Below are 24840 nucleotides of genomic sequence, written 5' to 3' on the forward strand. Positions count from 1 at the left end.
TCAGGTTGGACGCCGATGGCGTGCAGCATTTCTGAAATCGAGTCAGACCATCCGATCAGATGGATTTGCTAAAGGCGATTTGTCCGCTTAGCCGAGCTGGAGGGCCGTCATGTAGACCGCCGTGCCCGCCAGGACGCTCAGCAGGGCGCTGCGCCGCCAGAGTTGGAGGCCGACCGTGGTGGTCAGGCCGGCGGCGGCGGGGAGCGCGGTGGCGGTGGTGGTGCCGTGGAGGGTGTAGACGGCGAGGATGACCATCACGCCGGCGGGCATGGCGGTGGAGAGGTAGGTGAGGAAGGGGGAGTCGCGGAGCCGGCCGAGCAGCAGGAAGGGTGCGGCGCGGAGGGCGAGGGTGACGGCGAGCATCACCAGGAGGCCGGTCAGGAGGTAGCGGTCACTGGGCACGGCGGCGGCTCCTGAGGGTGTGGCGGACGGCGAGGGCGGCGACGTAGAGGCCGAGGGCGACGGCCAGCAGCTGGTCGGGGGCGACCAGGAGGGCCGTCAGGGCGGAGAGCAGTCCGAGGACCGGGCCGGGGACGTCGCGGGTGGCGCGGTAGCCCTCGACGGCGAGGACCGCGATCAGCGCGGTGAGGGTGAACTCCAGCCCTTCCAGGCCGGCCGGGAGGGCGGAGCCGAGCAGGGCGCCGAGCAGACCGCCCGTCACCCAGTAGGCCTGGCAGAGCGCCTGGATGCCGAGCACGTAGCCCGAGGAGAGGGTCTCGGCCGGCTTGGTGGCGGTGAGGGCGTAGGCCTCGTCGGTCAGCGAGTAGACGCTGTAGGCCTTGCCGAGCCGGCCCCGGACGCGGTGCAGCGGGAAGGAGAGCCCGTAGAAGACGTGCCGGAAGTTGACCAGGAAGGTGGTCATGGCGAGCGAGGCGAGCGGGGTGACGGCGATCAGCAGGCCGATCGCGAGGAACTCCACCGAGCCGGCGTAGATCAGCACCGAGAACAGCGGCGCCCACCACCAGGCGTAGCCGCTCTGGGTGAGCAGCACGCCGAAGGCCAGCCCGAGCGGGAAGATCCCGATCCCCACGCCGAGGGTGTCCCGGAGGGCGTCGCGGGGCGGGACGAGCGGCGGCGCGGGCAGTGGTGCGGGTGGCGGTGCGGTGGCGGTCATCCCGGCACCGTAGGCGGTGCAGCCGTCCGAATGCGAACGGCATTTCGACTGGTGGGACGGGTGCTCGCACAATGGCCGGGTGGACTACCAGCAGCTCTTGCACCAGGCGATGGCGACCGCGCTGAGCGCGCCCGGACGCGGCCGGCCGGCCGACTACATCCCGGCCCTCGCGGCGGTCGACCCGACGGCGTTCGGCATGGCGATCGCCACCGTCGACGGTGAGGTGTTCGGGGCGGGGGACTGGGAGACGCCGTTCTCGGTGCAGAGCGTGTCCAAGCTGTTCACCCTGGCGCTGGCCCTCGCCGAGGGCGGGGAGGACGCCGACGCGCTGTGGCGGCGGGTCGGCCGGGAGCCCTCGGGCAATCCGTTCAACTCGCTGGTGCAGTTGGAGACCGAGCAGGGCATCCCGCGCAACCCGTTCATCAATGCCGGGGCGCTGGTGGTGACGGACCGTCTGCTGGAGCTGACCGGGGACGCGGTCGGTGCGGTCCGGGACTTCCTGCGCGCGGAGTCGGGCAACGACGCGATCGAGGTGGACGACGCGGTGGCCGCCTCGGAGGCCCGGCACGGGCACCGGAACGCGGCGCTGGCGCACTTCATCGCCAGCTACGGGAACCTGCGCAACCCGGTGGAGAGCGTGCTGGCGCATTACTACGCGCACTGCGCGATGACGGCGAGCTGCCGGGACCTGGCGCTGGTCGGACGGTTCCTGGCCCGGCACGGGGTGCGGGCGGACGGGTCGCGGCTGCTGAGCCGGAGCGAGGCGAAGCGGGTGAACGCGGTGCTGCTCACCTGCGGCACGTACGACGCGGCGGGGGAGTTCGCCTTCCGGGTCGGGCTGCCGGGCAAGAGCGGGGTGGGCGGCGGGATCCTGGCGGTGCTGCCGGGGCGCGGCGCGGTCTGCGTGTGGAGCCCGGGGTTGGACCAGGCGGGGAACTCGGTGCTGGGCGTGGCGGCGCTGGACGCGCTGACCACGGCCACCGGGTGGTCGGTGTTCTGAGGGGCGGAGACGCGAGAAGGGGCGCACCACCGGCGGTCCGGTGGTGCGCCCCTTCCGATGGTGCGTCAGGCGGCGGGGAGCTCGTCCAGGCCCTCCTGGACCAGCTTCGCCAGACGGTCCAGCGCCTCGTCCGCGCCGTCGGCGTCGGAGGCCAGGACGACCGGGTCGCCGCCCTGGGCGCCGAGGCCCAGCAGGGCCAGCATGGAGGCGGCGTTGACCGGGTTGCCGCCCTCCTTGGCGATGGTGACGGGCACGCCCACGGCGGTCGCCGCCCGGACGAAGACGGAGGCGGGACGGGCGTGCAGGCCCTCGGCCCAACCGATGGTGACGCGGCGCTCAGCCATGTGACGTGCCTTTCAGGTGGTGCTGGTGGAGCTGGGTTGTCTAGACCAGTGTCGCACGCGAACGGCGAGGTCGCGCCGCTGCGGGGCCGTTTCGTGGCCAAAGTCCCACCCTGCCCGGGACCACCCGCGGCGCCGGTGAGGCTCGCCGGGCCACCGGGGTGAGAGGCCTGCTCGGCGGAGGGCGGGAGCGTCTAACCTGACGCTGTGGAAGACGGTGCGCCGCACGGCGACGAGCACAGCTACCCCCAGCACTGGGAGGCCGACGTCCTGCTGCGCGACGGCGGCACGGCCCGGATCCGCCCGATCACCGAGGCCGACGCCGAGCGGCTGGTGGAGTTCTACGAACAGGTCTCGGACCAGTCGAAGTACTTCCGGTTCTTCGCGCCGTACCCCCGGCTCTCCGACAAGGACGTCCGCCGCTTCACCCACCACGACTACGTGAACCGGGTGGGCCTGGCCGTCGTGGTGCGGGACCGCTTCATCGCCACCGTCCGCTACGACCGGATCGACCCGGACGGCCGCCCCTCCACCACCGGGACCGACGCCGAGGTGGCCTTCCTGGTGCAGGACGCGCACCAGGGCCGCGGCGTGGCCTCGGCGCTGCTGGAGCACATCGCCGCCGTCGCCCAGGAGCGCGGCATCCGCCGCTTCCAGGCCGAGGTGCTGCCGGAGAACCGGAAGATGGTGAAGGTCTTCACCGACGCGGGCTACGTCCAGCGGCGCTCCTTCGCCGACGGCGTGGTGCACCTGGAGTTCGACCTGGAGCCCACCGACTCCGCGCTCGCGGTGATGCGGGCCCGCGAGCACCGGGCCGAGGCCCGTTCGGTGCAGCGGCTGCTGACGCCCCGTTCGGTCGCGGTGATCGGGGTCTCCCGCCACCCGCAGTCGGTCGGGCGCTCGCTGCTGCGCAACCTGCGGACCGGTGGCTTCTCCGGGGAGCTGTACGCGGTGAACCGGAACGCGGAGCCCGGCACCCCGATCGACGGCGTGCCCAGCCACCGCTCGGTGCTGGAGATCCCCGGCCCGGTGGACCTGGCGGTGATCGCCGTCCCGGCGCCCGCCGTGCCGCAGGCGGTCGCCGAGTGCGGGGCGCACGGCGTGCAGGGCCTGGTGGTGGTCACCGCCGGGTACGCGGAGACCGGCCCGGAGGGGCGGGACCGTCAGCGGGCGCTGGTGCGGCAGGCCCGGGCGGCCGGGATGCGGGTGATCGGGCCGAACGCCTTCGGGCTGGTGAACACCGACCCCGGGAGCCCGCTGAACGCCTCGCTGTCCCCGGCGCTGCCCGGCCGGGGCCCGTTCGGGCTGTTCTGCCAGTCCGGGGCGATCGGGGTGGCGCTGCTGGAGACCGCGCACCGCCGGGGCCTCGGGGTCTCCTCCTTCGCCTCGGTCGGCAACCGTGCCGACGTCTCCGGCAACGACTGGCTGCAGTACTGGGAGGACGACCCGGCCACCGAGGTGGTGCTGCTCTACCTGGAGTCCTTCGGCAACCCGCGGAAGTTCACCCGGATCGCCCGGCGGCTGGCCGGCAGCAAGCCGGTGGTGGTGGTCAAGGGGGCCCGGCACACCGGGAGCCTGCCGCCCGGCCACGCCGTGCAGCCGGCCTCCAGCGGGCTGCGGGACGAGACGGTGGACGCGCTGTTCCAGCAGGCCGGGGTGGTCCGGGTGGAGACCATCACCGAGCTGTTCGACACCGGGGAGCTGCTGGCCTTCCAGCCGCTCCCGGCGGGGGACCGGGTCGCCGTGGTGGGCAACTCGGACTCGCTCGGGCTGCTCACCCACGACGCCTGCCTGAGCGCGGGCCTGCGCCCCCGCACCCCGGTGGACCTGACCACCGGCGCCACCGGCGAGAACTTCCGGATCGCCCTGGACACCGCGCTGGCCGACCCGGCGGTGGACGCGGTGATCGCGGTGACCATCCCGCCGATCGCCACCCACCGCCCGCCGACCGAACGGGGCGCCCAGGAACCGGAGTTCGCCGAGGCCCTGATCGAAGTGGCCGGACGGGCACGGGAGTTGGGCAAGCCGCTGCTGCTCGCCCACCTGGCGCTGACCGACCTGCCCGAGCGGCTCCAGGTGGCCGGCATCCCGGCCTACCCGGCCCCCGAGCGGGCCGTCCACGCGCTGGCCCGGGCGGTCGGCTACGCCGACTGGCGCCGCCGCACCGCCGAGGCCGAGCAGACCGCCCGGGTGCCCGAGCTGGACCGGATCACCGAGGACCGGGCCCGCGCCCTGGTGGAGGCCGCGCTGCAGACCAGGGAGGCGGTGGCGGCCCGGACCCAGCCCGGCGGGGCGAGGGTCACGCTCTCCGACCAGCAGGCCGCCGAACTGCTCGGCCACTACGGCATCGACGTCCACCCCGCGCTGCCCGCGCCCGACGAGGAGAGCGCCCTGCGGGCGGCCGCCGCGCTGGGCTACCCCGTCGCGCTCAAGGCCACCGCCGAGCACCTGCGCCACCGCGCCGACCTGGGCAGCGTCCGCCTGGACCTCGCCGGGGAGCCCGGACTGCGGCGCGCGTTCCGGGAGTTGGACGCGCTGCTGGGCGGCGCGGCCAGGGCCCGGCTGGTGGTGCAGCGGCTGGCCGCCCGCGGGGTGGACACCGTGATCGGCGCCACCGTCGACCCGGCGGTCGGCGCGATCCTCTCCTTCGGCCTGGCCGGCGCCCCGTCCCAGCTGCTCGGGGACGTCGCGCACCGGCTGGTCCCGGCCACCGACCAGGACGTCTCGGCGCTGGTCCGGGAGGTCCGGGCGGCCCCGCTGCTGTTCGGCTGGCGGGGCGCCGAGCCGGTGGACACCGGGGCCCTGGAGGAGCTGCTGCTGCGGGTGTCCCGGCTGGTGGACGACCTGCCGGAGGTGGCCTCGGTGGACCTCGACCCGGTGGTGGTGGCCCCGCGCGGACTGGCCGTGCTGGCCGCCCGGGTGCGGATCGCGCCGCTGCCGGTCCGCAGCGATCTGGGGCCGCGCGCCATGAGCACCCTGTAACCTTCCTAGGTTGTGTCCGACTCCGGACGCGAAGAGGCCGGAAGTCCGGCGCAGCGCCGACCGCCACGTCGGCGGGACATGCCAGGATGGAGCTATGGCGAAGACCGGTACCACCACCACCCAGGACCTGCGGTCGGCGATCGAGCGCAGCGGCTACTACCCGGCCCTGGTGTCGGAGGCCGTGGAGTCCGCGGTGGGCCCCGAGCCGATCGTCTCCTACCTGGTCCACCAGGAGACCACCTTCGACTCCAACGAGGTGCGCCGCCACGTCACCGTCCTGGTGCTGACGCCGAGCCGGTTCGTGGTCAGCCACACCGACGAGCAGAACGCCGACGGGACCAACCCGGTGCCGTACGCCACCACCTCCACCGAGTGCGTCCGGATCGACCGGATCAACTCCGTGGTGCTCTCCCGGATGGTGGCCAACCCGGAGACGTACACCCCCGGCACCCTGCCGCGCGAGGTGGTGCTCACCATCGGCTGGGGCGCCGTGCAGCGGATCGACCTGGAGCCGGCCGGCTGCTCGGACCCGAACTGCGAGGCCGACCACGGCTACACCGGTTCGGCCACCGCCGACGACCTCTCGCTGCGGGTCAGCGAGGCCGGGGACGGTCCGGAGACGGTCGCGCAGTCGCTGGTCTTCGCCCGGGCGCTGTCCGAGGCCACCATCGCCAACCGGGGCTGACGCACCTTCATGACCACGCACCTCGGGTACGACGACTTCGAGATCCTCGACCCCTCCGACGCCCCCGTGCCGCACTACGGCACCGGCTCGCTGGCCGACCTGCTGCCCGCGGTGGCGGCCGGCTTCGGCATCGCCGGTTTCCGGGACGGCCTGGCCCTGGAGCCGGCCGACCGGGTCTGCGTCTTCCTGGTCGACGGCCTGGGCTTCGAGCTGATCAAGCGGCACCCGGACTACGCGCCCTTCCTGAACGGGCTGATCGCGGCCGGCGGACGCTCCGTCACCTCCGGCTTCCCGTCCACCACCGCCACCTCGCTGGCCTCGGTCGGCACCGGCCTGCCGCCCGGCGCGCACGGCCTGGCCGGGTACACGGTGGCCGTCCCGGGGCGCGACCAGCTGATGAACCAGCTGCGCTGGCAGCCGCCGGTGCCGCCGCGCGAGTGGCAGCCGCACCCCACCGTCTTCGAGCGGGTGCACGCCGCCGGCGTGGCCACCGCGCAGGTCTCCTCCCCGCTGTTCGCCCAGACCCCGCTCACCCAGGTGGCGCTCTCCGGCGGCACCTTCCTCGGCCGCACCACCGGCGAGGAGCGGATGGACCTGGCCGCCCAGTGGCTGGCCGAGCACGACCGCGCGCTGGTCTACACGTACGTCAGCGAGCTGGACGGCACCGGCCACCGCTACGGGGTGGACTCCGGTGAGTGGCGGATGGCGCTGTTCGCGGTGGACCGGCTGGCCAAGCGGCTGGCCGAGCAGCTGCCCCCGCGCTCGGCGATGTACGTCACCGCCGACCACGGCATGATCGACGTCACCCCGGAGAACCGGATCGACTTCGACGAGGACTGGGAGCTGGGCGCGGGCGTCGCCCTGCTCGGCGGCGAGGGCCGGGCCCGGCACGTGTACGCGGTGCCCGGGGCGGCCGGCGACGTCTTCACGGTCTGGAGCGAGGTGCTGGGCGACCGGTTCTGGGTGGCCACCCGGGACCAGGCCATCGCGCACGGCTGGTTCGGCCCGGTGGTCGAGGACCGGGTCTACCACCGGATCGGCGACGTGGTGGCGGCCGCCCGCGACGACTTCGCGGTGACCGCCTCGCGCAGCGAGCCCGGCGAGTCCTCGATGATCGGCCTGCACGGGTCGATGACCGCGGTCGAGCAGATCGTGCCGCTGCTCGAAGTCCGCAGCTGACCGTCCCCGGCCCTCACGACCGAAAGGCCCCCGTTCCACCCATGGCTGACCTGGTGTTCTTCTCGGGCACGATGGACTGCGGCAAGTCGACGCTCGCGCTCCAACTCGACCACAACCACGCCGCCCGGGGCCGACGGGGCATCATCTTCTCCCGGCACGACCGGGCCGGGGCCTCCACCATCTCCAGCCGGCTCGGCCTGCGCGCCGAGGCCCAGGAGGTGACCGACGGCTTCGACTTCCACGCCCACGTGGTGCACCTGCTGTCGGCCGGCGGCAAGGTCGACTACCTGATCTGCGACGAGGCCAACTTCTACACCGCCGAGCAGGTCGACCAGCTGGCCCGGGTGGTGGACGAACTCTCCATCGACGTCTTCACCTTCGGCATCACCACCGACTTCCGCACCCGGCTCTTCCCCGGCTCGCAGCGCCTGATCGAGCTGGCCGACCGGGTCGAGGTGCTCCAGGTCGAGGCGCTCTGCTGGTGCGGCGCCCGGGCCACCCACAACGCCCGCACGGTCGGCGGCGTGATGGTGGTGGAGGGCGCCCAGGTGGTGGTCGGCGACATCGCCAAGAGCGAGGCCGAGGTCGGCTACGAGGTGCTCTGCCGCCGCCACCACCGGCGCCGGCTGACCGCCGCCACCGCCCGGGCCTCGGTGCTCTCGCCCGACGTGCTGCCCTTCGGCGAGACCGGCGTCCAACCGGCCTGAGACGCCGCCCTCCCGGGGCCGCGTCAGGGGACGGCGATCACCGAGAAGCGCGCGCCCTGCGGGTCGGCCAGCCGGGCCACCCGCCCGTGCCCGGTGTCGTGCGGGGCGACCAGCATCCGCCCGCCCAGCCGCTCGGCGTGCAGGGCCGTCAGGTCCGGGTCGGTGACGCCGAAGTGGACCCGCCAGCGCGGCGGCCCGTCCCGCAGCTCCTCGCCGCCCCGGTAGGTCCGCTCCGGACCGGCCCCGAAGACCGCGTCGTAGAAGTACCCGGCGCCCTCCCGGTCCGGTGTCAGCAGCTCCACCCGGGCCGGGGCGCCCGGCACGCCGACCAGCTCCCAGCCGGTGTGCTCCTCGCCCTGCCAGAGGCCGAACACCGCGCCCGTCACGTCCGCCGCGATGGCCACCCGCCCGGCCCGCTCGGCCTGCACCGGGCCGACCGCCACGGTGCCGCCGCACTCCCGGATCCGCTGGGCCACCTCGTCCGCCTGGTCCACCGCGAAGTACGTGGTCCACTCCACGCCGTGCCCCGAACCGGGCGGGGTGACGCCCAGCCCGGCCACCCGGGCGCCGCCCAGGGTGGCCCGCACGTAGCCGCCGAACGGGGTCGGCCCCGGCTCGAACTCCCAACCCAGCAGGGCGCGGTAGAACTCCTGCGCGCCCTCCGGATCGCCGGTCATCAGGCTCACCCAGCAGGGCGTGCCCTGGGCAAGCCGTGCCTTCACCGCGGTCATGGCGGTCCTCCTCGGAGTGCTCCGGTCGCAGGGGAATGGTTCCACCGCGAGGGCGGACTCGGGGTGTACATGCCCCGGCGAGCCGCGCAAAGACCGTACAAAGGAGGGAGTTTCGGAGGAAGAATGGCGCACATGAGCACCCCTTCCCCCTTGATCGCCGTCGAGGAGCTGGCCGCCGCGCTCGACTCCGGTGCCGCGCCCGCCCTGCTGGACGTCCGCTGGGCCCTGGGCGGCCCGCCCGGCGCCGAGGAGTACGCGGCCGGCCACCTGCCCGGCGCCCACTACGTCGACCTGGACCGGGAGTTGGCCGCCCCGCCCGGCCCGGCCGGGCGCCACCCGCTGCCCGACCCGGAGGTGTTCGCCGCCGCACTGCGCCGCGCCGGGGTGCGCGCCGACCGCCCCGTGGTGGTCTACGACGCCGGCCCGGCCACCTCGGCCGCCCGCGCCTGGTGGCTGCTGCGCTGGGCCGGCCACCGGGATGTCCGGGTGCTGGACGGCGGCCTGGCCGCCTGGACGGCCGCGGGCCGCCCGCTGACCACCGACACCCCGGCCGACGGCGGCGGCGACTTCAAGCCCGAGCCGGGCGCGCTGCCCACCGTGGACGCCGCCGCCGCGGCCGAACTCGCCCGCACCGGGCTGCTGTTGGACGCCCGGGCGGGGGAGCGCTACCGGGGCGAGGTGGAACCGGTGGACCCGCGGGCCGGGCACATCCCCGGCGCGGTCTCCGCCCCCACCACCGAGAACCTGGCCGCCGACGGACGCTTCCTGCCCGCCGCCGACCTGGCCGCGCGGTTCCGCGCGCTGGGCGTCGAGGAGGCCTCCGGGGTGGCGGTCTACTGCGGCTCCGGCGTCACCGCCGCGCACGAGCTGCTGGCCCTCACGGTGGCCGGCCACCCCGGGGCCGCGCTCTACCCGGGCTCCTGGAGCGAGTGGTCCGCCGACCCGGCCAACCCGGCCGCGACCGGCGCCTGAGCAGCGCGGGAGGCGGGGCCCGTCCGGACCCCGCCTCCCGCGCTCACGACCTGACGGCCGGTCAGTCCTGCTTCTTGCGGCGCGAACCGAAGACGATCTCGTCCCAGCTCGGCACCGTGGCCCGGCGCCCGGGCCGGACCCCGTCCGCCTCGGCCTGCCGGTCGGTGGTGCCGACCAGCCGCTCGCGGTGCGGTGCCACCGCCCGCGGCATCAGGATGTCCGCGTACGCCGAACCGGCGCCGACACTGGCCGCCGGAGCGGCCTCCTCCAGCTCGTCCGGCTCGCTCTCGGCCGCCACCACCGGCTCGATGGCGGGGACGAACGCGGGCACCACGTCCAGCAGGCTGGTCAGCGGGTCGCGCACCTCGGCGGTGGCCGCCGCGGCGGTGACCTCCCGGACCTCGCGCACCTCCCGGGCCATGATCCGGTCGGCCGAGGGCCGCTCGATCATCGGGCGGGACGGACGGTCCTGGGGCAGCCGGGCGATCCGCGGGATGAACGGGAAGACGGAGTCCTCGTCCCGCTCCACGTTCTCGCCGATCAGCGCCCGCGCCTCGTCGTCGTTCGGCTGCACCAGCCGACGCGGCGGGTCGTAGGTCCAACTGGCGCTGCGGCCCTCGCCGTCGGCCCGGTAGGAGAGGATGACCTCCCAGGTGCCGTCGTCGCGCCGCCAGGAGTCCCAGCGCTCGGTGTCCTTCTCCGCCCCGCGCAGCGCGAGGCGCTCGGAGACGGCCTCGCCGAGCTGCGGGCCGGTGGTCTCGCCGTGCCGGCGGATCGCGGTCTTGCGGGCGCGCTCGGCCATGAACGCGCGCTCGGCCAGCACCGGGCCCTCGAAGCGGCGCACCCGGTCCACCGAGATGCCGGCGGCCTGCGCGACCTCCTCGGCGGAGGCACCGGCTCGTATCCGCGCCTGGATGTCGCGCGGGCGCAGGTGGCTCTCGACCTCGATCTCGATCTGGCCGAGGCGCGGGCGGTCACCGCGGATGGCGGCGCGCAGCCGCTCGTCGATGGGGAGGGTGTACTCCGTGCTGTCGGCAGCCTTGAGCACCAGCCGTGTGCCGTCGTTGCTGACGGCCACGACGCGCAGTTCGGGCACGGTTACCTCCCGGGTGGTGCCTGCCGACGTCACCTGCGTCGCTGCTCCCGTACTGAGTGTGGCCTGCCCACTCACGACTGGCCACAACCTTGCAGAGTTACTCGGCGTGTCGGGCTTCCGCCCTGACGCACCGTTGTGGCACGGTTGCCTGTTTGCCACGTCGCCGGTCGACGTCGCGCCCGGGGGCCCCGGCCGCCGTCCGCTGGACAGCCGACACTGATGACCGAGGCTCAGGCTCCACGAACAGTACTCCATTCGTGGCATCCAGAGGGGCGGCTCGCCGCTCAAGTCTCCCCCGATTCAGGGGAATCTCAAGGGTGAGCACTCCAAGAGCCGACGGTCGATCGGTGCGCGGTGATCATCTTCACATATATCGGCGGCCGAGAACCAGATTTTCGCCCCTTGTGTCCCTCTTTGTGCAAGATGGAGGGACTTTTCCGGATGAACACCAGTACCAACCGAGGGATGTTGATGCCCCAGCAGCGCACCGAACGACCACGGATCGACCTGAGTGTGGCTCAGGTGGCCGCGAGCGCGCTGGCCACCATCGTCGGCGCGCTGCTCGCCTCCGAACTGGGCGTCTACGGCACCATCCTCGGCGCGGCGGTGGTCTCGGTCGGGGCCACCACCGGCAGCGCGGTCTTCCAGCACTGGTTCCGGCGCGGCGGGGAGCAACTCCGTCAGGTCGTGGACCGCACCCAGGGATCGAAGCAGGAGCCGCTGCCGGAGACCACCGGACCCTCCGGGGAGTGGAACGAGCCGACCACGGTGCGGGCCAAGCGGCGCTGGACCTGGCGGACGTACCTGGCCGCCTCGGGGCTGGTGTTCGTGCTGGCGATGGTGCCGATCGTGTCCTTCGAGCTGATCACCGGTCAGCCGGTGGCGGCCACCGTCAAGGGGGAGCAGGGGGCGGGCACGTCCTTCGGCGGCACGGTCGAGAAGTCCACGCCGCCGCCCGGCACCCCGTCCCAGGAGGAGCGGCCGGGGGCCACCCCGAGCGGCAGCCCGTCCGGGACGCCGAGCGGGAAGCCGTCGGGCAGTCCGTCCTCCTCGCCGTCGTCCTCGTCCTCCCCCTCGGGGAGCCCGACGCCGAGCCCGAGCCCCACGCCGACCCCGTCGCCGACCCCCAGCCCGACCCCGGAGCCGACCCCGAGCCCCACGCCCTCCGGGCAGCCGGCCGCGGGCCTGCCGTCCGGCAGCCCCTCGGCCTGACCGGCCGTCAGTCCCCGAGCACCCGGCGCAGGTAGTCGTTGGCGAACAGCCGGCCCGGGTCGACCTTGTCGCGCAGCGCGGTGAAGTCGCCGAAGTGCGGGTAGACCGAGGCCAGGTAAGCGGCGTCGCGGGTGTGCAGCTTCCCCCAGTGCGGGCGGCCCTGGTGAGCGGTCATCAGCTTCTCCACCTCGGTGAAGTAGCCCTGCTCCCGGGTGCCCCGGTAGAGGTGGACGGCTATGTAGACGCTGTCCCGCCCGTTCGCGGTGGAGAGCCAGAGGTCGTCGGCGGGCGCCACCCGGACCTCGACCGGGAAGCTGATCCTCCAGTCGGAGCGCTCGACCAGCGCCTTGAGCTCACGGAGCACGGTGGTGGCCGCCGCCCGCGGGACGGCGTACTCCATCTCGATGAAACGCACCGTGCGCGGGCTGGTGTACACCTTGTACGCCACGTCGGTGTAGGTCCGCTCGGACCAGGCGCGGCTGGCCAGTTGGGCGAGGGTGGGGATCGAGCCGGGGAAGCGGCGGCCGACCCGGCAGGCACCCTCCCAGACGGTGTTGGAGAGGAACTCGTCGTCCAGCCAGGCCTTGAAGCGGGGCAGCGGGGCGGCCGGGCCCTGGCTGCGGTTGTTCCGCTTCACCGAGCAGCGGTCGGTGTGCGGGAACCAGTAGAACTCGAAGTGCTCGTTGACGGCGGCCAGCTCGTCGAAGGAGCCGAGCACCTCCTCGAAGTCCATCGGCTGCTCGTGCGCGGTGAGCAGGAAGAGCGGCTCCACCGCGAAGGTCAGCGCGCTGACCACGCCGAGCGCGCCGAGGCCCAGCCGGGCGCCCTGGAACAGCTCGGGGTCCTGCTCCGCCGAGCACTGCCGCACCGAGCCGTCGGCCAGCACGATCTCCACGGCCTTCACCTGGGCGGCCAGCGAGCCGGAGTCCCGGCCGGTGCCGTGGGTGCCGGTGCTGGTCGCCCCGGCGGCGGTCTGCACCTCGATGTCGCCCATGTTGGTCAGCGACAGCCCGGCCGCCTCCAGGGTCCGGTTGAGCTTCCAGAGCGGGAAGCCGGACTCGACGGTGACGGTGCCGGCCTCGCGGTCGATGCCGCGCAGCGCGGACAGCCCGTCGGGGTGGATCAGCAGGCCCTCCCCGGCGGAGGCGATCGAGGTGAAGGAGTGGCCGGAGCCGACCGCCTTCACCGTGCGGCCCTGCTCGGCGGCGTGGCCGATCAGGGCCGACAGCTCCTCGACCGAGCGCGGCGTCGCGGTCCGGCTCGGCCGGGCGCTCTGGTTGCCGGCCCAGTTCCGCCAGGTGGCCTGGGGCATGGGGGTGCCTCCGCTCCGGGCCTCGGCCCGTTCCGTACCGGTGGGTAGGGGGAGCGTAGTCGCCGGGCGCGCCGGAAAACAGGGGTCCGGGGCAGCCCGGCGATCATCCGGCGGAACGGCTGACGGCGGGTCAGACCGTTACCGGCTGCTGCGCCTCGGGGGCCGGCAGCCCGGCCCGCAGGCGCCGGAAGCCGCCGAGGGCGACCAGCGCGCCGAAGGCGGCGGAGGCCACCGGCACCCAGTACCCGGCCGAGGCGCCGGCCGCGTCCACCACCAGGCCGCCGGCCGAGGAGCCGAGCGCCACACCGAGCGCCAGGCCGGTGGTGGTCCAGGTCATCCCCTCGGTCAGCTGGGTGGCCGGGACCAGCCGCTCGACCAGCGCCATCGCGGTGATCAGGGTCGGCGAGATGGAGATGCCGGCCACGAACAGCGCGGCGCTGATCGCGATCAGCCCGGCGGTGCCGTGCACCAGCGAGCCGACCACCACCAGCGGCACCATGCTGGCCGCCATCAGCGCGACCCCGGCCAGGAAGCGGGTGGCCATCGAACCGGTGAGCTTCAGCGTCCCGAACACCACCCCGGCCAGGCAGGAGCCCAGCGCGTAGATCGCCAGCACCACGCCGGTCAGGCTCTTGTGCCCCTCGGCCTCGGCGTAGGCCAGGGTGACCACCTCGACCGAGCCGAAGACCGCGCCGGTCGCCACGAAGGTGGCCACCAGCACCTGGAGCCCCTTGGAGAAGATCGCCGAGCGGCCGGCCCGGTGCTCCTCGGTGCGCACCGGCGGCTCGGTCCGCCGCTGGGCGGTGAAGAGCAGCACGCCGACGGTCAGGAAGACCCCGGCCAGCAGCACGCCGGCCTCCGGGAAGACGCTGGTGGCCAGCGTGACGGAGAGGATCGGGCCGATGATGAAGCAGACCTCGTCCACCACCGCCTCGAAGGAGTACGCGGTGTGCAGCTTCGGCGGGGTGGAGCTGTAGAGGTTGGCCCAGCGGGCCCGGACCATCGAACCGGCGCTGGGCATCACGCCCATGCCGACCGCGGGCAGGAAGAGCGTCCAGCTGGGCGCCCCGGCCCGGGCGAGCAGCAGCAGGGCCACCGCGGCGGCGATGGTGACGGCGGTCGCGGGCAGGGTGATCCGCCGCTGCCCGTACCGGTCGACCAGCCGGGAGACCTGCGGGCCGAGCACCGCCGCCGAGACCGCCATCGCGGCCGAGACCGCGCTGGCCAGCCCGTAGGAGCCGCGCAGCTGGGACAGCATGGTGATGATGCCGATGCCGGTCATCGAGATCGGCATCCGGGCTATGAATCCGGAGAACGAGAAGGCCAGGGTGCCGGGGGAGGCGAAGATCTGGCGGTAGCTGGACAGCACGGGGGAGCTCCGCTGGTGGGGTAAGGAACACGGATCGCATACACAGCTTACGAGCCCGGGCAACCGATATTTCCGTTCTGTGGACCTGCGCCGGGGAACAGGCCCTTTGGTGGCAGGATCGGTGCCATGCCCGACTCGCGCACCCTCACGCCCGGCTCCGGCCCGGCCCCGTACGACGCCCTGCTGCTGCTCTCCTTCGGCGGCCCCGAGGCCCCCGAGGACGTGGTCCCCTTCCTGGAGAACGTCACCCGCGGCCGGGGCATCCCGAAGGAGCGGCTGGCCGAGGTCGGCAAGCACTACTTCCTGTTCGGCGGGGTCAGCCCGATCAACGAGCAGAACCGGGAGCTGCTGGCCGCCCTCCGCAAGGACTTCGCCGACCACGGCCTTGACCTGCCGGTCTACTGGGGCAACCGGAACTGGGCCCCCTACCTGACCGACACCCTGCGCGAGCTGGCCGCCGACGGCCACCGCCGGGTGCTGGTGCTGGCCACCAGCGCCTACGCCGGCTACTCCGGCTGCCGCCAGTACCGGGAGAACCTGGCCGACGCGCTGGCCACCCTGGAGGGGGAGGGCGTCACCGGCCTGAGCGTGGACAAGCTGCGCCACTTCTACAACCACCCCGGCTTCGTCCGGCCGATGGCGGACGCCACCCTGGCCGCCCTGGAGGCGCTGCCCGCCGGGGTCCGCGACGGCGCCCACCTCGCCTTCACCACCCACTCCATCCCGGACGCGATGGCCGACAGCTCCGGCGCCCCCGACGACCCGGCCCGCGGCGAGCCCGGCGGCGCGTACGTGGCCCAGCACCTGGACGTGGCCCGGCTGGTGGCGGAGGCGGTGGCCGAGCGCACCGGGGTCGCCGACCGCCCGTGGCAGCTGGTCTACCAGAGCCGCAGCGGCGCCCCGCACATCCCGTGGCTGGAGCCGGACATCTGCGACCACCTGGAGGGCCTGAAGGCGGACGGCGCCCCGGCCGCCGTGATGGTGCCGATCGGCTTCGTCTCCGACCACATGGAGGTCAAGTACGACCTCGACACCGAGGCCACCGCCAAGGCCGCCGAGCTGGAACTGCCGGTCACCCGGGCCGCCACGGTCGGCGCCGACCCGCGCTTCACCGCCGCCGTGCGCGAGCTGGTGCTGGAGCGCGCCGCCGCCGAACGCGGGGCGCGCCCCGAACGGTGCGCGCTCGGGGCGCTCGGCCCCAGCCACGACGTGTGCGCCGTCGCCTGCTGCCCCAACCCGCGCGCCCCGCGTCCGGCCGCCGCCGAGCGCTGAACCGACGCGGCGTCAGCTGACGCCGCGTCACCCTGACGGACCGTCGGAAGGAAACCCCGTGCCCGATCCCGCCCTGCTCGACGAACTCCTCGACGTGGCACTGGAGGCCGCCACCAAGGCCGGCGCCCTGCTCCACGACGGCCGCCCGGCCGACCTCGGGGTGGCCGCCACCAAGAGCAGCCCGGTGGACGTGGTGACCGAGATGGACCTCGCCTCCGAGAAGCTCGTCCTGGAGCTGATCGGCACCCGCCGCCCGCAGGACGGCTACCTCGGCGAGGAGGGCGCCGACCGGCCCGGCACCAGCGGCGTCCGCTGGGTGGTCGACCCGCTCGACGGCACCGTCAACTACCTGTACGGGATGCCCTCCTGGGGCGTCAGCGTGGCCGCCGAACTGGACGGGGAGGCGGTGGTCGGGGTGGTCGCCGTCCCGGCCCGCCGCGAGCTCTTCCACGCCGTGCTCGGCCGCGGCGCGTACCTGGACGGCGCCCCGATCCGCTGCCGCCCGGCGCAGCCCTGGGGCCAGGCACTGGTCTCCACCGGCTTCAACTACGTGCGGGCCGTCCGGGAGGAGCAGGCCCGGGTGCTGCTCGGCCTGCTCCCGGAGGTCCGCGACATCCGCCGGGGCGGCGCCGCCGCGGTGGACCTCTGCGACCTGGCGGCGGGCCGGCTGGACGCGTTCTACGAGCGCGGCCTGCACGCCTGGGACCGGGCCGCCGGGCTGCTGATCGTCGCCGAGGCCGGCGGGGTCTCCGGCGGCCGCCCCGGCGAACCGGCCGGGGACGCGCTCACCGTGGCCGCGCCCGCCGCCACCTTCGAGCGGCTGACCGCCCGGCTGGCCGAGCTCGGCGCCTGAGCCCTCCCCTCCGTGTGCCCGGGCAGCACGAAGCCCTGGCACACGGGGGGTGCCAGGGCTCGGTCTGTGCGGGTCGCGCGGGCGGTGCGGGTGGCGCTGGGTCAGGCGGCGGAGCGGTGCAGCTCCTGCACCGGGTCGACGCCGTGTTCGGCGGCGAGCCGGCGGAGGTCGTCCAGCTCCGACTGCTCGACCTCGGCGAGGAACTCGTCCCCGGAGGCGAGAGCGCGGTGCAGGTCTTCCTCGGCGTTCCTTATGCGCTGGATGATCCCGGCGGTGAAGGCGTCCATTCGGGCCCCCTTACGGTGTCGGACGGGCACGGTCCGGGCGTTCCCCGGCCGGATGACGGTGCCAACGGAAACGCCCCAGCCAGGCTCCCTGCTCCCCCGGCTGGTGCGTCAACGGCCTGCGGCCGCCCGATGTGACTCCGAAACCCTGACCGGTGCGGATGAACGCACGGCGGGTGGTGACCACGATCGGCGCTCGGCACGATCGTGGGTGTGCAGCTCTACTCCCCGCCACCGGCGCCGGGAAACCTGACGCAGCCGGAAAGTTGCCCGCGTCACAGTCCGAACACGGAACCGTCCGACCTGACGAACCCCGGCTTATCGCTGCTTTACCGCCGGACCAGGCAGGATGGAGGCACCGTCGGCCACTGTGCCCGGCCCCGCCGCCGCAAGACCGGCCGGAGCCCGGGCCGGTGTCCGCGCCCGGCCGCACCACGGCCTGCCCGGGCATCGGCACGGTGGGCCGCAGTCAAGCCGTAGAAGGGACAACCACCGTGCGGGTTCTCGTCGTGGAGGACGAGCAGCTGCTCGCCGAAGCAGTGGCCACCGGCCTGCGCCGGGAGGCCATGGCAGTCGACGTGGTCTACGACGGGGAGGCCGCGCTCCAGCGCATCGCGGTCAACGACTACGACGTGGTGGTGCTCGACCGCGACCTGCCACTGGTGCACGGCGACGACGTCTGCCGCAGCATCGTCGAGCAGGGCCTGGCCACCCGGGTGATCATGCTGACCGCCTCCGGCGACATCAGCGACCGGGTCGAGGGCCTGGAGATCGGCGCCGACGACTACCTGCCCAAGCCCTTCGCCTTCAGCGAGTTGGTGGCCCGGGTCAGGGCACTCGGCCGCCGGGCCACCGTCCCGCTGCCGCCGGTGCTGGAGCGGGCCGGCATCTCCCTGGACCCGGGCCGCCGCGAGGTGCTCCGGGACGACCGGCCGGTCCAGCTGGCCCCCAAGGAGTTCGCCGTCCTGGAGGTCCTGATGCGGGCCGGCGGCGCCGTGGTCTCGGCCGAGCAGCTGCTGGAGAAGGCCTGGGACGAGCACACCGACCCGTTCACCAACGTGGTCCGGGTGACCGTGATGACCCTGCGCCGCAAGCTCGGCGACCCGGCCGTCATCGTCACCGTGCCCGGCTCCGGCTACCGGATCTGACGACGCGTCGGCCCCGTCGGCCCCATCCACCCCAGGCCCCGGACCAGCCCGGCCCCGGACCGCACCCGAGAGGACAGCCATGACCACCCCGCCCTCGCCCGGCGGGGCCTCCGGCGCGCCCGGAGGCACCCCGGTACCGCCGCGCCCGTCCCGGCCCCCGGCCGTCGCCCCGGCCCGGCAGCCGTCCGACCCGGTGCAGGGCGGCGGCCTGTTCGGCTGGCTCCAGCTGCGCCCGACCATCCGGATCCGGCTCACCCTGCTGTACGGCGGGATGTTCCTGATGGCCGGCGTGGTGCTGCTGCTGCTCATGTACTACTTCGTCCAGCAGGCCTTCCACGACTCCTCGCTGCCGCGGATCGGCATCGGGCCGAACGTGCAGGTCATCACCAACGGGCAGTCCCTCAGCGAGGGCGAGTTCAACCAGTACATCCAGGAGTCGCTGCGGGTCCAGCAGGCGGCCTCGCTCACCACCCTGCTGCGCAAGTCGCTGACGGTGATGGTCTGCCTGGCCGTGATCGCCTTCATCCTCGGCTACGCGCTGGCCGGCCGGGTGCTCCAGCCGCTCAACCGGATCACCCGCACCGCCCGCGAGGTGGCCGGCTCCGACCTGCACCGCCGGATCGACATGGACGGTCCGGACGACGAGCTCAAGGAGCTCGCCGACACCTTCGACGAGATGCTGGAGCGGCTGGACCGGGCCTTCGACTCCCAGCGGCGGTTCGTCGCCAACGCCTCGCACGAGCTGAGGACGCCGCTGGCGATCAACCGCACCCTGCTGGAGGTGCAGCTCTCCGACCCGGGCGCCTCGCCCGACCTCCAGCAGCTCGGCAAGACCCTGCTGGCCACCAACGAGCGCAGCGAGCAGCTGGTCGAGGGCCTGCTGCTGCTGGCCCGCAGCGACAACGAGCTGACCGAGCGCCGCCCGGTCGAGCTGTCCGAGGTGGCCCAGCGGGCCGTGGAGGTGACCAGGCCGGAGGCGGCCGGCCGCGAGGTGGAGGTCCGCTCCCAGCTGAACCCCGCCGTGGTCGGCGGCAACGGCGTGCTGCTGGAGCGGATCGCGCTCAACCTGCTGCAGAACGGCATCCGCTACAACACCCCCGGCGGCTGGGTCGAGATCACCAGCGCCCCGGCCCCGGGCGGCGGGGGAGAGCTGACCGTCAGCAACACCGGGCCCGTGGTGCCCGGTTACGAGCTGGAGCACATCTTCGAGCCGTTCCGCCGGGTCAAGGGCGCGGACCGGACCAGGAGCGACAAGGGGGTCGGCCTCGGCCTCTCCATCGTCCGTTCGGTGGTCCGGGCGCACGGAGGCGCCATCGAGGCCGCCGCGCGCCCCGGGGGAGGGCTGACCATCCGGGTCCGGATCCCCGGGGTCTGACCACCGCACCCGCCCGCCCGCCCGCCTCCGCGTCGCTCCGTGTCCGGAGCGTTCCGCTACGTCCCCGGACGCCCAACAGCCGCCCCCGCCAGGCAAGTCAGCCGACATATGCCCTGGCGGGGGCGGCTTGTCTTTTGCCGCCGGGAGAACTTACGGTGTCGTAACCTACGCAGCCGTAAGGTGGGTCGCAGCCACCCAGGCCCGACCGCGACCCGCCGTCGTCCCTGCCCGCCCGTCAGGAGCACCGCCGTGACCATCGCACCCGTGCAGCGCACTGCCGCCGCCCCCACCGCCGCCCCGCTCACCACCACCGGCTGGACCGACGCGCGACTGATCATGGCGCTCGAGGAGGTCGTGGAGACCGAGCTGAACCGGCACCTGAAGGTGGCCAAGGAGTGGATGCCGCACGAGTACGTGCCGTGGGGCCAGGGCCGGGACTTCGACGGCGTGCTGGGCGGCGAGGCCTGGTCGCTGGAGCAGTCGCAGGTGACCCCGCTGGGCCGGGTCTCGCTGGTGGTCAACCTGCTGACCGAGGACAACCTCCCCAGCTACCACCACGAGATCGCCACCATGTTCGGCCGCGAGGGCGCCTGGGGCACCTGGGTGCACCGCTGGACGGCCGAGGAGGGCCGGCACGGGATAGCCATCCGCGACTACCTGCTGGCCACCCGCGCGGTCGACCCGGTGGAGCTGGAGCGGGCCCGGATGTCGCACATGTCGGAGGGCTTCGAGTCCGACAACGCGCACAGCATGCTGCACTCGGTGGCCTACGTGGCCTTCCAGGAGCTCGCCACCCGGATCTCGCACCGCAACACCGGCCACTACGCCGGCGACCCGCTCTGCGACCAGCTGCTGGCGAAGATCGCCAACGACGAGAACCTGCACATGGTCTTCTACCGGAACCTGCTCAAGGCCGCCCTGGAGATCGCCCCGGACCAGGCCATGCGGGCCATCGCCGACGTGGTGACCGACTTCCGGATGCCCGGCCACGGCATCCCCGGCTTCGAGCGCGCGGCGGTCCAGATCGCCATCGGCGGCGTCTACAACCTGCGGATCCACCACGACGACGTGCTGCAGCCGGTGCTGCGCCACCTCAAGGTGATGGAGCTCGGCGGCCTGGGCCCGGAGGGCCTGCTCGCCCAGCAGGAGCTCGGCGCCTTCCTGGACGGCCTGGACGCGCAGGCCACCAAGTTCGACGAGCGGCAGGCCGCGCTGCTCGCCCGCCGGGCCGCCGCGGCCGCTCGGAAGTAGTCGCGGGCCAGGTGGATTCTTCGGGTTTTGCCCGAAAAGTTCAGACTGTGACGGATCTCACATTCACCCGCCTGGGCCGTTCGGATGATCTCTCTTGGTGATCACCGATCAGGGTGAACCGGCTCCGTAGGGTGACGGCGCGCCGAACGGCGACAATTGTCGACGTAGCGTCAAATCAATGGTGTCGCAGGTGAGTTGGCGATTGGCCCCTCCGGGGGCCACTACCCAGCGTGTCCGTCCGGCTGCCCTGCCGCACCTGCGGTGGCAGCTCTCCGTGAGCCCCCGACGGCCCCCTCGGACCCGCCCGAGAGGGCCGTTTGAGGGTGTCGATTGAGTAACAGGGCTTGAAGTAAGGCAAAATCTCGGCCTCGGGTCGGGCACAAGACCGGCCCCCCATGCGTTACGTGCGCTGGAGATACCCGCACACACCCAGAGGGGGAGAGCGAACAATGGCAACGGACTACGACACCCCACGCAAGACTGACGACGACGTCAACGAAGACAGCATCGAGGAGCTCAAGGCTCGCCGGAACGAGAAGTCCGGCAGCTCGGTGGACGTCGACGAGTTCGACGCCAACGAGGGCCTGGAGCTCCCCGGCGCCGACCTGTCCAACGAGGAGCTCTCCGTCCGGGTGCTGCCGCGCCAGGCCGACGAGTTCACCTGCATGAGCTGCTTCCTGGTGCACCACCGCAGCCAGCTGGCCGGCGAGAAGAACGGCCAGCCCATCTGCGTGGACTGCGGCGCCTGAGCCCGAGCGGGAACGGCCCGGGTCCGACGGTCACCGCCGGCCCGGCACACCACCCCGCCCGGCCTTGGGCAGCAAGGCCGGAGGCAGCAGCAGCGGCCGCTCCGGCGGTCGCGCCCGCACCCCCGCACGGCCGGTCCTTCCGGCCGGGCGGTAGCAGTACCGGAACACAGGGACGGTCCCGCGTGACACCACGCGGAGCCGTCCCTCCTCCGTGTCCGGGGCCGCCCGGCGCGCCCCCGGCGCCGGTCCGCCCGGGTGCGGGCCTACTTGGTGCGCCCGACCCTGCGGGCCTCGGCCAGGGCGTCGGCCAGCTTCTGCGGCGAGCGGGTGGACAGGTAGACGTACGGCGTCGGGTCGGCCGGGTCGGTCACCTCGACCCGCAGTGCCGTCGGCACGTAGCTGCGCAGCAGCATGAAGGCACGCGGATCGGCCTTGACGGTCCGCCAGGCCACCGTCTCGGCGGGGTTGAGCACGTGCGCGGTGCCGAGCGCCTCGGCCGGGATCCGGGCCTGCCCGGCCACCAGCGAGCCCTGCACCACCCGGATCCGGGCCGAGCCGTAGCTGCTCAGTGCAGCGGCTCCGGCGACCAGGCCGATCACCAGCGCGACCAGCGCCGCGACCGCGTCGAACCGGATCATGATCAGGCCCAGCGTGAGGCCGAGCGCGACGGGCAGCAGCCACCAGCTGCGCGGGACGGTGAGGCGTTCGTCGTACATGGCTCCATTGTGGGTGCGCCGACGCCGCCCCCGGCCCCCGGGGGCCTCGCCGGGGCCCCGCCGCGGGCCTCCGGGACGCCCCCGTCCGCCGCAGCGGACACCCCGTGCACCGGAAGCTACCCGCCGGTAGGGTCGCGGGCGTGAACGCCTCCACGAACACCGCCGCCGCAGCGCCCGCCCCACCGGCGCTGCCGCCCACCACCCCGCCCGCCGAGGCCGTGCTGCCGCCCCGCCACCCCGAGGCGCCGGCACCCGGCACCCACCTCGGCTCGCACTACGACCACTGCTTCGGCTGCGGCCCACAACACCCCCAGGGCCTCCAGCTCGACGCGGTGGCCGGGGAGGGCCTGGACGTCACCGCCGAGTTCACCGTCCGCCCCAGCCACCAGGGCGGCCCGGGCCTGGCCCACGGCGGCGTCCTGATGACTGCCATGGACGAGACCATCGGCTGCCTCAACTGGCTGCTGAACGCCCCCGCCGTCACCGGCCGCCTGGAGTGCGACTTCGCCCGCCCGGTGCCCGTCGACTCCGTGCTGCACATCCACGCCCGGATCACCGGCGTGCACGGCCGCAAGATCTACAGCGTCGCCGAGGGCCGGATCGGCGGACCTGACGGACCGGTGGCGATACGCGCCCAGGCACTCTTCATCCAGGTGAAGCTGGAACACTTCACCACGCACGGTCGTCCCGAGGACATCAAGAAGGCCATGGACGACCCGGACCTGTTCAAACGCGCCCGAGCCCTTGAGGTGAACCCGTGAGCACCACCGCCCGCCCGCCGGTAGACGTCCTGATCACCAGGCTGGACCCGGAGATCCCGCTGCCCGCGTACGAGCACCCCGGCGACGCCGGCGCCGACCTGCGCACCACCGAGGACGCCGAACTGGCCCCGGGCGAGCGGGCCGTGCTGCCGACCGGCATGGCCATCGCCCTGCCCGACGGCTACGCCGCCTTCGTGCACCCGCGCTCCGGCCTGGCGGCCCGGTGCGGCGTTGCACTGGTGAACGCCCCAGGGACGGTCGACGCCGGGTACCGTGGTGAGATCAAGGTGATCGTCGTCAACCTGGACCCGCGCGAGCCCGTGAAGTTCCGCCGGGGGGACCGGATCGCCCAGCTGGTCGTCCAGCAGGTCGAGAAGGCCCTTTTCCACGAGGTGGCCGAACTGCCCGGTTCGTCCCGGGGAGAAGGCGGGTTCGGGTCGACCGGAGGTCACGACAGGGTTACCATGCCCGCGCCAGCGCAGTAGCCGAGCAGTAGTCGAGCAGGTATTCGCATCGGTCTTGGACCGGGAAGGACAGTGACCGTGTTCCGTCGTCGCCAGAAGAGCGAGGACGCTGTCGAGCAGCTCGCCGACGACGCCATCAGCGCCGACGAGACGGCCGATGACGTCGAAGGTTCCGCCGACTCCGAGAGCGAGAACAGCATCGACCCCGCCGACCGGGTCGGCCTGCCGCCGGCCCCGCGTCCGGACGGCCCCTGGGACATCTCCGAGCTCGAGAGCCCGCAGGACGGCCGGGTGGACCTCGGCGGTCTGCTGATCCCCGGCGTCGAGGGCATGGAGCTCCGGGTGGAGGTGGCCGGCGACGCGATCGTGGCCGCCACCCTGGTCCTGGGCAACAGCGCCATCCAGCTGCAGGCCTTCGCCGCCCCCAAGTCCGAGGGCATCTGGGGCGAGGTCCGCGAGGAGATCGCCACCGGCATCACCCAGCAGGGCGGACTGGTCGAGGAGGAGGAGGGCCCGCTGGGCTGGCACCTCCGCGCCCAGGTCCCGGTCCAGCTCCCGGACGGCACCCAGGGTGTCCAGCTGGTCCGCTTCGTCGGCTGCGACGGCCCGCGCTGGTTCCTGCGCGGCGTCATCTCCGGCCAGGCCGCGGTCCAGCCCGAGATGGCCGGCGTCCTGGAGCAGGTCTTCCAGCAGACCGTCGTGGTCCGCGGCGAGACCCCGATGGCCCCCCGCGACCCGATCGTCCTCAAGCTCCCCGAGGACGCCCAGATGGTCGCCGACGGCGGCGCTGGCGTCGTCGAGGGCGCCGGCTCCCGCTTCGCGGACGCCTCGCTCGACCCCTTCGCCCGCGGCCCGGAGATCACCGAGGTCCGCTGACGCACAGCGCTCTTCGTCCCCGTCCGGTCCGCCGGGCGGGGACGATTTGCTTGTGGGGCGCCGATCCCCGTACAGTTCCGGAGTCGCCGCGAGAGCAGCGAACAAAAGCAGGTCAGATGGGTGAAACTCCGGTGAAACGGAGCGGAAAACGTCTGATAGGCTGGGAGACACGAAAGAACGAAGCGCCCGGAGGGCCTGCCGGAAGGCAGTCCGAAGGAAGCCATCGTTCCTTGAGAACTCAACAGCGTGCCAAAAGTCAACGCCAGATATGTTGACATCCCCGGCCTCACCTTTGTGGTGGGGTTGGAGATTCCTTTATGAAGTAAACACTAGCGAGGACGCAGTGCGCAGGACCGCCCTATTCCGGTGGTTGCTGTGCCGCTCAACGCGG

The 24840-nt window shown here is 73.5% G+C and carries 25 protein-coding genes; 16 read left to right on the forward strand and 9 right to left on the reverse strand.

The genetic code is table 11. The annotated features are described in order from the left end of the window. Window positions 1–87 precede the first annotated feature (87 nt). Together ACIA8O_RS38160 and ACIA8O_RS38165 are read right to left on the reverse strand one after the other, a co-directional pair. The gene (locus ACIA8O_RS38160) at window positions 88–402 is read right to left on the reverse strand and encodes a branched-chain amino acid transporter permease (protein WP_396298667.1); all 315 of its coding nucleotides are present in this window, start codon (window positions 400–402) and stop codon (window positions 88–90) included. Continuing rightward, window positions 392–1114, reverse strand: a complete 723-nt coding sequence (locus ACIA8O_RS38165) for an AzlC family ABC transporter permease (protein WP_396298668.1) — start codon at window positions 1112–1114, stop codon at window positions 392–394. Before ACIA8O_RS38165 ends, ACIA8O_RS38160 begins: the two co-directional genes overlap by 11 nt. 79 nt (window positions 1115–1193) lie before the next feature. Between ACIA8O_RS38165 and ACIA8O_RS38170 the strand changes: the two genes are divergently transcribed. Continuing rightward, the gene (locus ACIA8O_RS38170) at window positions 1194–2114 is read left to right on the forward strand and encodes a glutaminase (RefSeq protein WP_396298669.1); all 921 of its coding nucleotides are present in this window, start codon (window positions 1194–1196) and stop codon (window positions 2112–2114) included. A gap of 65 nt (window positions 2115–2179) precedes the next feature. Here the strand turns inward: ACIA8O_RS38170 and ACIA8O_RS38175 are convergent, their stop codons facing one another. After that, window positions 2180–2458, reverse strand: coding sequence for an HPr family phosphocarrier protein (locus ACIA8O_RS38175; protein ID WP_396298670.1), 279 nt, complete (start codon window positions 2456–2458; stop codon window positions 2180–2182). 204 nt (window positions 2459–2662) lie between these two features. Here ACIA8O_RS38175 and ACIA8O_RS38180 point away from each other — a divergent pair, with 204 nt between their 5' ends. The 4 genes from ACIA8O_RS38180 to ACIA8O_RS38195 all read left to right on the forward strand — a co-directional run bounded on the left by ACIA8O_RS38180 (window position 2663) and on the right by ACIA8O_RS38195 (window position 8008). Then, complete coding sequence (locus ACIA8O_RS38180; protein ID WP_396298671.1) at window positions 2663–5437, forward strand: GNAT family N-acetyltransferase; 2775 nt, start codon at window positions 2663–2665, stop codon at window positions 5435–5437. Window positions 5438–5531: 94 nt separating this feature from the next. Then, complete coding sequence (locus ACIA8O_RS38185) at window positions 5532–6122, forward strand: DUF5998 family protein (protein WP_396298672.1); 591 nt, start codon at window positions 5532–5534, stop codon at window positions 6120–6122. Between the two features lie 9 nt (window positions 6123–6131). Then, window positions 6132–7301: an alkaline phosphatase family protein gene (locus ACIA8O_RS38190; protein ID WP_396298673.1), complete on the forward strand. Its 1170-nt coding sequence runs from the start codon at window positions 6132–6134 to the stop codon at window positions 7299–7301. Window positions 7302–7342: 41 nt separating this feature from the next. Continuing rightward, window positions 7343–8008 (forward strand): thymidine kinase, encoded by a 666-nt coding sequence (locus ACIA8O_RS38195; RefSeq protein WP_396298674.1) that lies wholly within the window; start codon window positions 7343–7345, stop codon window positions 8006–8008. Between the two features lie 23 nt (window positions 8009–8031). Here ACIA8O_RS38195 and ACIA8O_RS38200 read toward each other — a convergent pair whose 3' ends face one another. Next, window positions 8032–8739: a VOC family protein gene (locus ACIA8O_RS38200; protein ID WP_396298675.1), complete on the reverse strand. Its 708-nt coding sequence runs from the start codon at window positions 8737–8739 to the stop codon at window positions 8032–8034. A 132-nt stretch (window positions 8740–8871) separates the two neighbouring features. Here ACIA8O_RS38200 and ACIA8O_RS38205 point away from each other — a divergent pair, with 132 nt between their 5' ends. Next, the gene (locus ACIA8O_RS38205) at window positions 8872–9711 is read left to right on the forward strand and encodes a sulfurtransferase (RefSeq protein WP_396298676.1); all 840 of its coding nucleotides are present in this window, start codon (window positions 8872–8874) and stop codon (window positions 9709–9711) included. A gap of 61 nt (window positions 9712–9772) precedes the next feature. On the opposite strand, the gene sepH is transcribed toward ACIA8O_RS38205, so the two are convergent. Next, window positions 9773–10840 (reverse strand): septation protein SepH, encoded by a 1068-nt coding sequence (gene sepH / locus ACIA8O_RS38210; RefSeq protein WP_396298677.1) that lies wholly within the window; start codon window positions 10838–10840, stop codon window positions 9773–9775. Between the two features lie 432 nt (window positions 10841–11272). Between sepH and ACIA8O_RS38215 the strand changes: the two genes are divergently transcribed. Next, window positions 11273–12019: a hypothetical protein gene (locus ACIA8O_RS38215; RefSeq protein ID WP_396298678.1), complete on the forward strand. Its 747-nt coding sequence runs from the start codon at window positions 11273–11275 to the stop codon at window positions 12017–12019. Window positions 12020–12026: 7 nt separating this feature from the next. Here the strand turns inward: ACIA8O_RS38215 and ACIA8O_RS38220 are convergent, their stop codons facing one another. Both ACIA8O_RS38220 and ACIA8O_RS38225 read right to left on the reverse strand, forming a co-directional pair. Beyond that, a complete protein-coding gene (locus ACIA8O_RS38220) occupies window positions 12027–13331 on the reverse strand; it encodes a D-arabinono-1,4-lactone oxidase (RefSeq protein ID WP_396298679.1) in 1305 nt (434 codons plus the stop codon). A 130-nt stretch (window positions 13332–13461) separates the two neighbouring features. After that, window positions 13462–14700 (reverse strand): MFS transporter, encoded by a 1239-nt coding sequence (locus ACIA8O_RS38225; RefSeq protein WP_396298680.1) that lies wholly within the window; start codon window positions 14698–14700, stop codon window positions 13462–13464. A 126-nt stretch (window positions 14701–14826) separates the two neighbouring features. On the opposite strand from ACIA8O_RS38225, the gene ACIA8O_RS38230 reads away from it, so the two are divergent. Both ACIA8O_RS38230 and ACIA8O_RS38235 read left to right on the forward strand, forming a co-directional pair. Beyond that, complete coding sequence (locus ACIA8O_RS38230) at window positions 14827–15972, forward strand: ferrochelatase (RefSeq protein ID WP_396298681.1); 1146 nt, start codon at window positions 14827–14829, stop codon at window positions 15970–15972. A 58-nt stretch (window positions 15973–16030) separates the two neighbouring features. Next, the gene (locus ACIA8O_RS38235; RefSeq protein ID WP_396298682.1) at window positions 16031–16825 is read left to right on the forward strand and encodes an inositol monophosphatase family protein; all 795 of its coding nucleotides are present in this window, start codon (window positions 16031–16033) and stop codon (window positions 16823–16825) included. A gap of 101 nt (window positions 16826–16926) precedes the next feature. Here the strand turns inward: ACIA8O_RS38235 and ACIA8O_RS38240 are convergent, their stop codons facing one another. After that, window positions 16927–17112 carry a hypothetical protein gene (locus tag ACIA8O_RS38240; RefSeq protein WP_345288508.1) on the reverse strand — a complete coding sequence of 62 codons (186 nt, stop codon included), beginning with the start codon at window positions 17110–17112 and terminating at the stop codon, window positions 16927–16929. A gap of 491 nt (window positions 17113–17603) precedes the next feature. Here ACIA8O_RS38240 and ACIA8O_RS38245 point away from each other — a divergent pair, with 491 nt between their 5' ends. From ACIA8O_RS38245 to ACIA8O_RS38260, 4 genes are all read left to right on the forward strand, one after another. Next, window positions 17604–18257 (forward strand): response regulator transcription factor, encoded by a 654-nt coding sequence (locus tag ACIA8O_RS38245; RefSeq protein WP_396298683.1) that lies wholly within the window; start codon window positions 17604–17606, stop codon window positions 18255–18257. Between the two features lie 79 nt (window positions 18258–18336). Continuing rightward, the gene (locus ACIA8O_RS38250; protein ID WP_396298684.1) at window positions 18337–19632 is read left to right on the forward strand and encodes a sensor histidine kinase; all 1296 of its coding nucleotides are present in this window, start codon (window positions 18337–18339) and stop codon (window positions 19630–19632) included. A 249-nt stretch (window positions 19633–19881) separates the two neighbouring features. After that, window positions 19882–20883, forward strand: coding sequence for an acyl-ACP desaturase (locus ACIA8O_RS38255; RefSeq protein WP_396298685.1), 1002 nt, complete (start codon window positions 19882–19884; stop codon window positions 20881–20883). 449 nt (window positions 20884–21332) lie between these two features. Next, on the forward strand, window positions 21333–21632 hold the full coding sequence (locus tag ACIA8O_RS38260; protein WP_345288514.1) for a DUF4193 domain-containing protein: 300 nt from the start codon (window positions 21333–21335) through the stop codon (window positions 21630–21632). A 263-nt stretch (window positions 21633–21895) separates the two neighbouring features. Here the strand turns inward: ACIA8O_RS38260 and ACIA8O_RS38265 are convergent, their stop codons facing one another. Further along, window positions 21896–22348, reverse strand: coding sequence for a DUF3093 domain-containing protein (locus tag ACIA8O_RS38265; RefSeq protein WP_396298686.1), 453 nt, complete (start codon window positions 22346–22348; stop codon window positions 21896–21898). A 140-nt stretch (window positions 22349–22488) separates the two neighbouring features. On the opposite strand from ACIA8O_RS38265, the gene ACIA8O_RS38270 reads away from it, so the two are divergent. The 3 genes from ACIA8O_RS38270 to ACIA8O_RS38280 are packed head-to-tail and all read left to right on the forward strand — an operon-like array spanning window position 22489 to window position 24449. Beyond that, complete coding sequence (locus ACIA8O_RS38270; RefSeq protein ID WP_396298687.1) at window positions 22489–23109, forward strand: PaaI family thioesterase; 621 nt, start codon at window positions 22489–22491, stop codon at window positions 23107–23109. Next, a complete protein-coding gene (gene dut / locus ACIA8O_RS38275; protein WP_396298688.1) occupies window positions 23106–23594 on the forward strand; it encodes a dUTP diphosphatase in 489 nt (162 codons plus the stop codon). The genes ACIA8O_RS38270 and dut overlap by 4 nt, the downstream gene beginning before the upstream one ends. A gap of 57 nt (window positions 23595–23651) precedes the next feature. Beyond that, window positions 23652–24449: a DUF3710 domain-containing protein gene (locus ACIA8O_RS38280; RefSeq protein ID WP_396298689.1), complete on the forward strand. Its 798-nt coding sequence runs from the start codon at window positions 23652–23654 to the stop codon at window positions 24447–24449. Window positions 24450–24840 lie beyond the last annotated feature (391 nt).

The organism is Kitasatospora sp. NPDC051853 (assembly GCF_044452665.1).
Lineage (GTDB): Bacteria > Actinomycetota > Actinomycetes > Streptomycetales > Streptomycetaceae > Kitasatospora.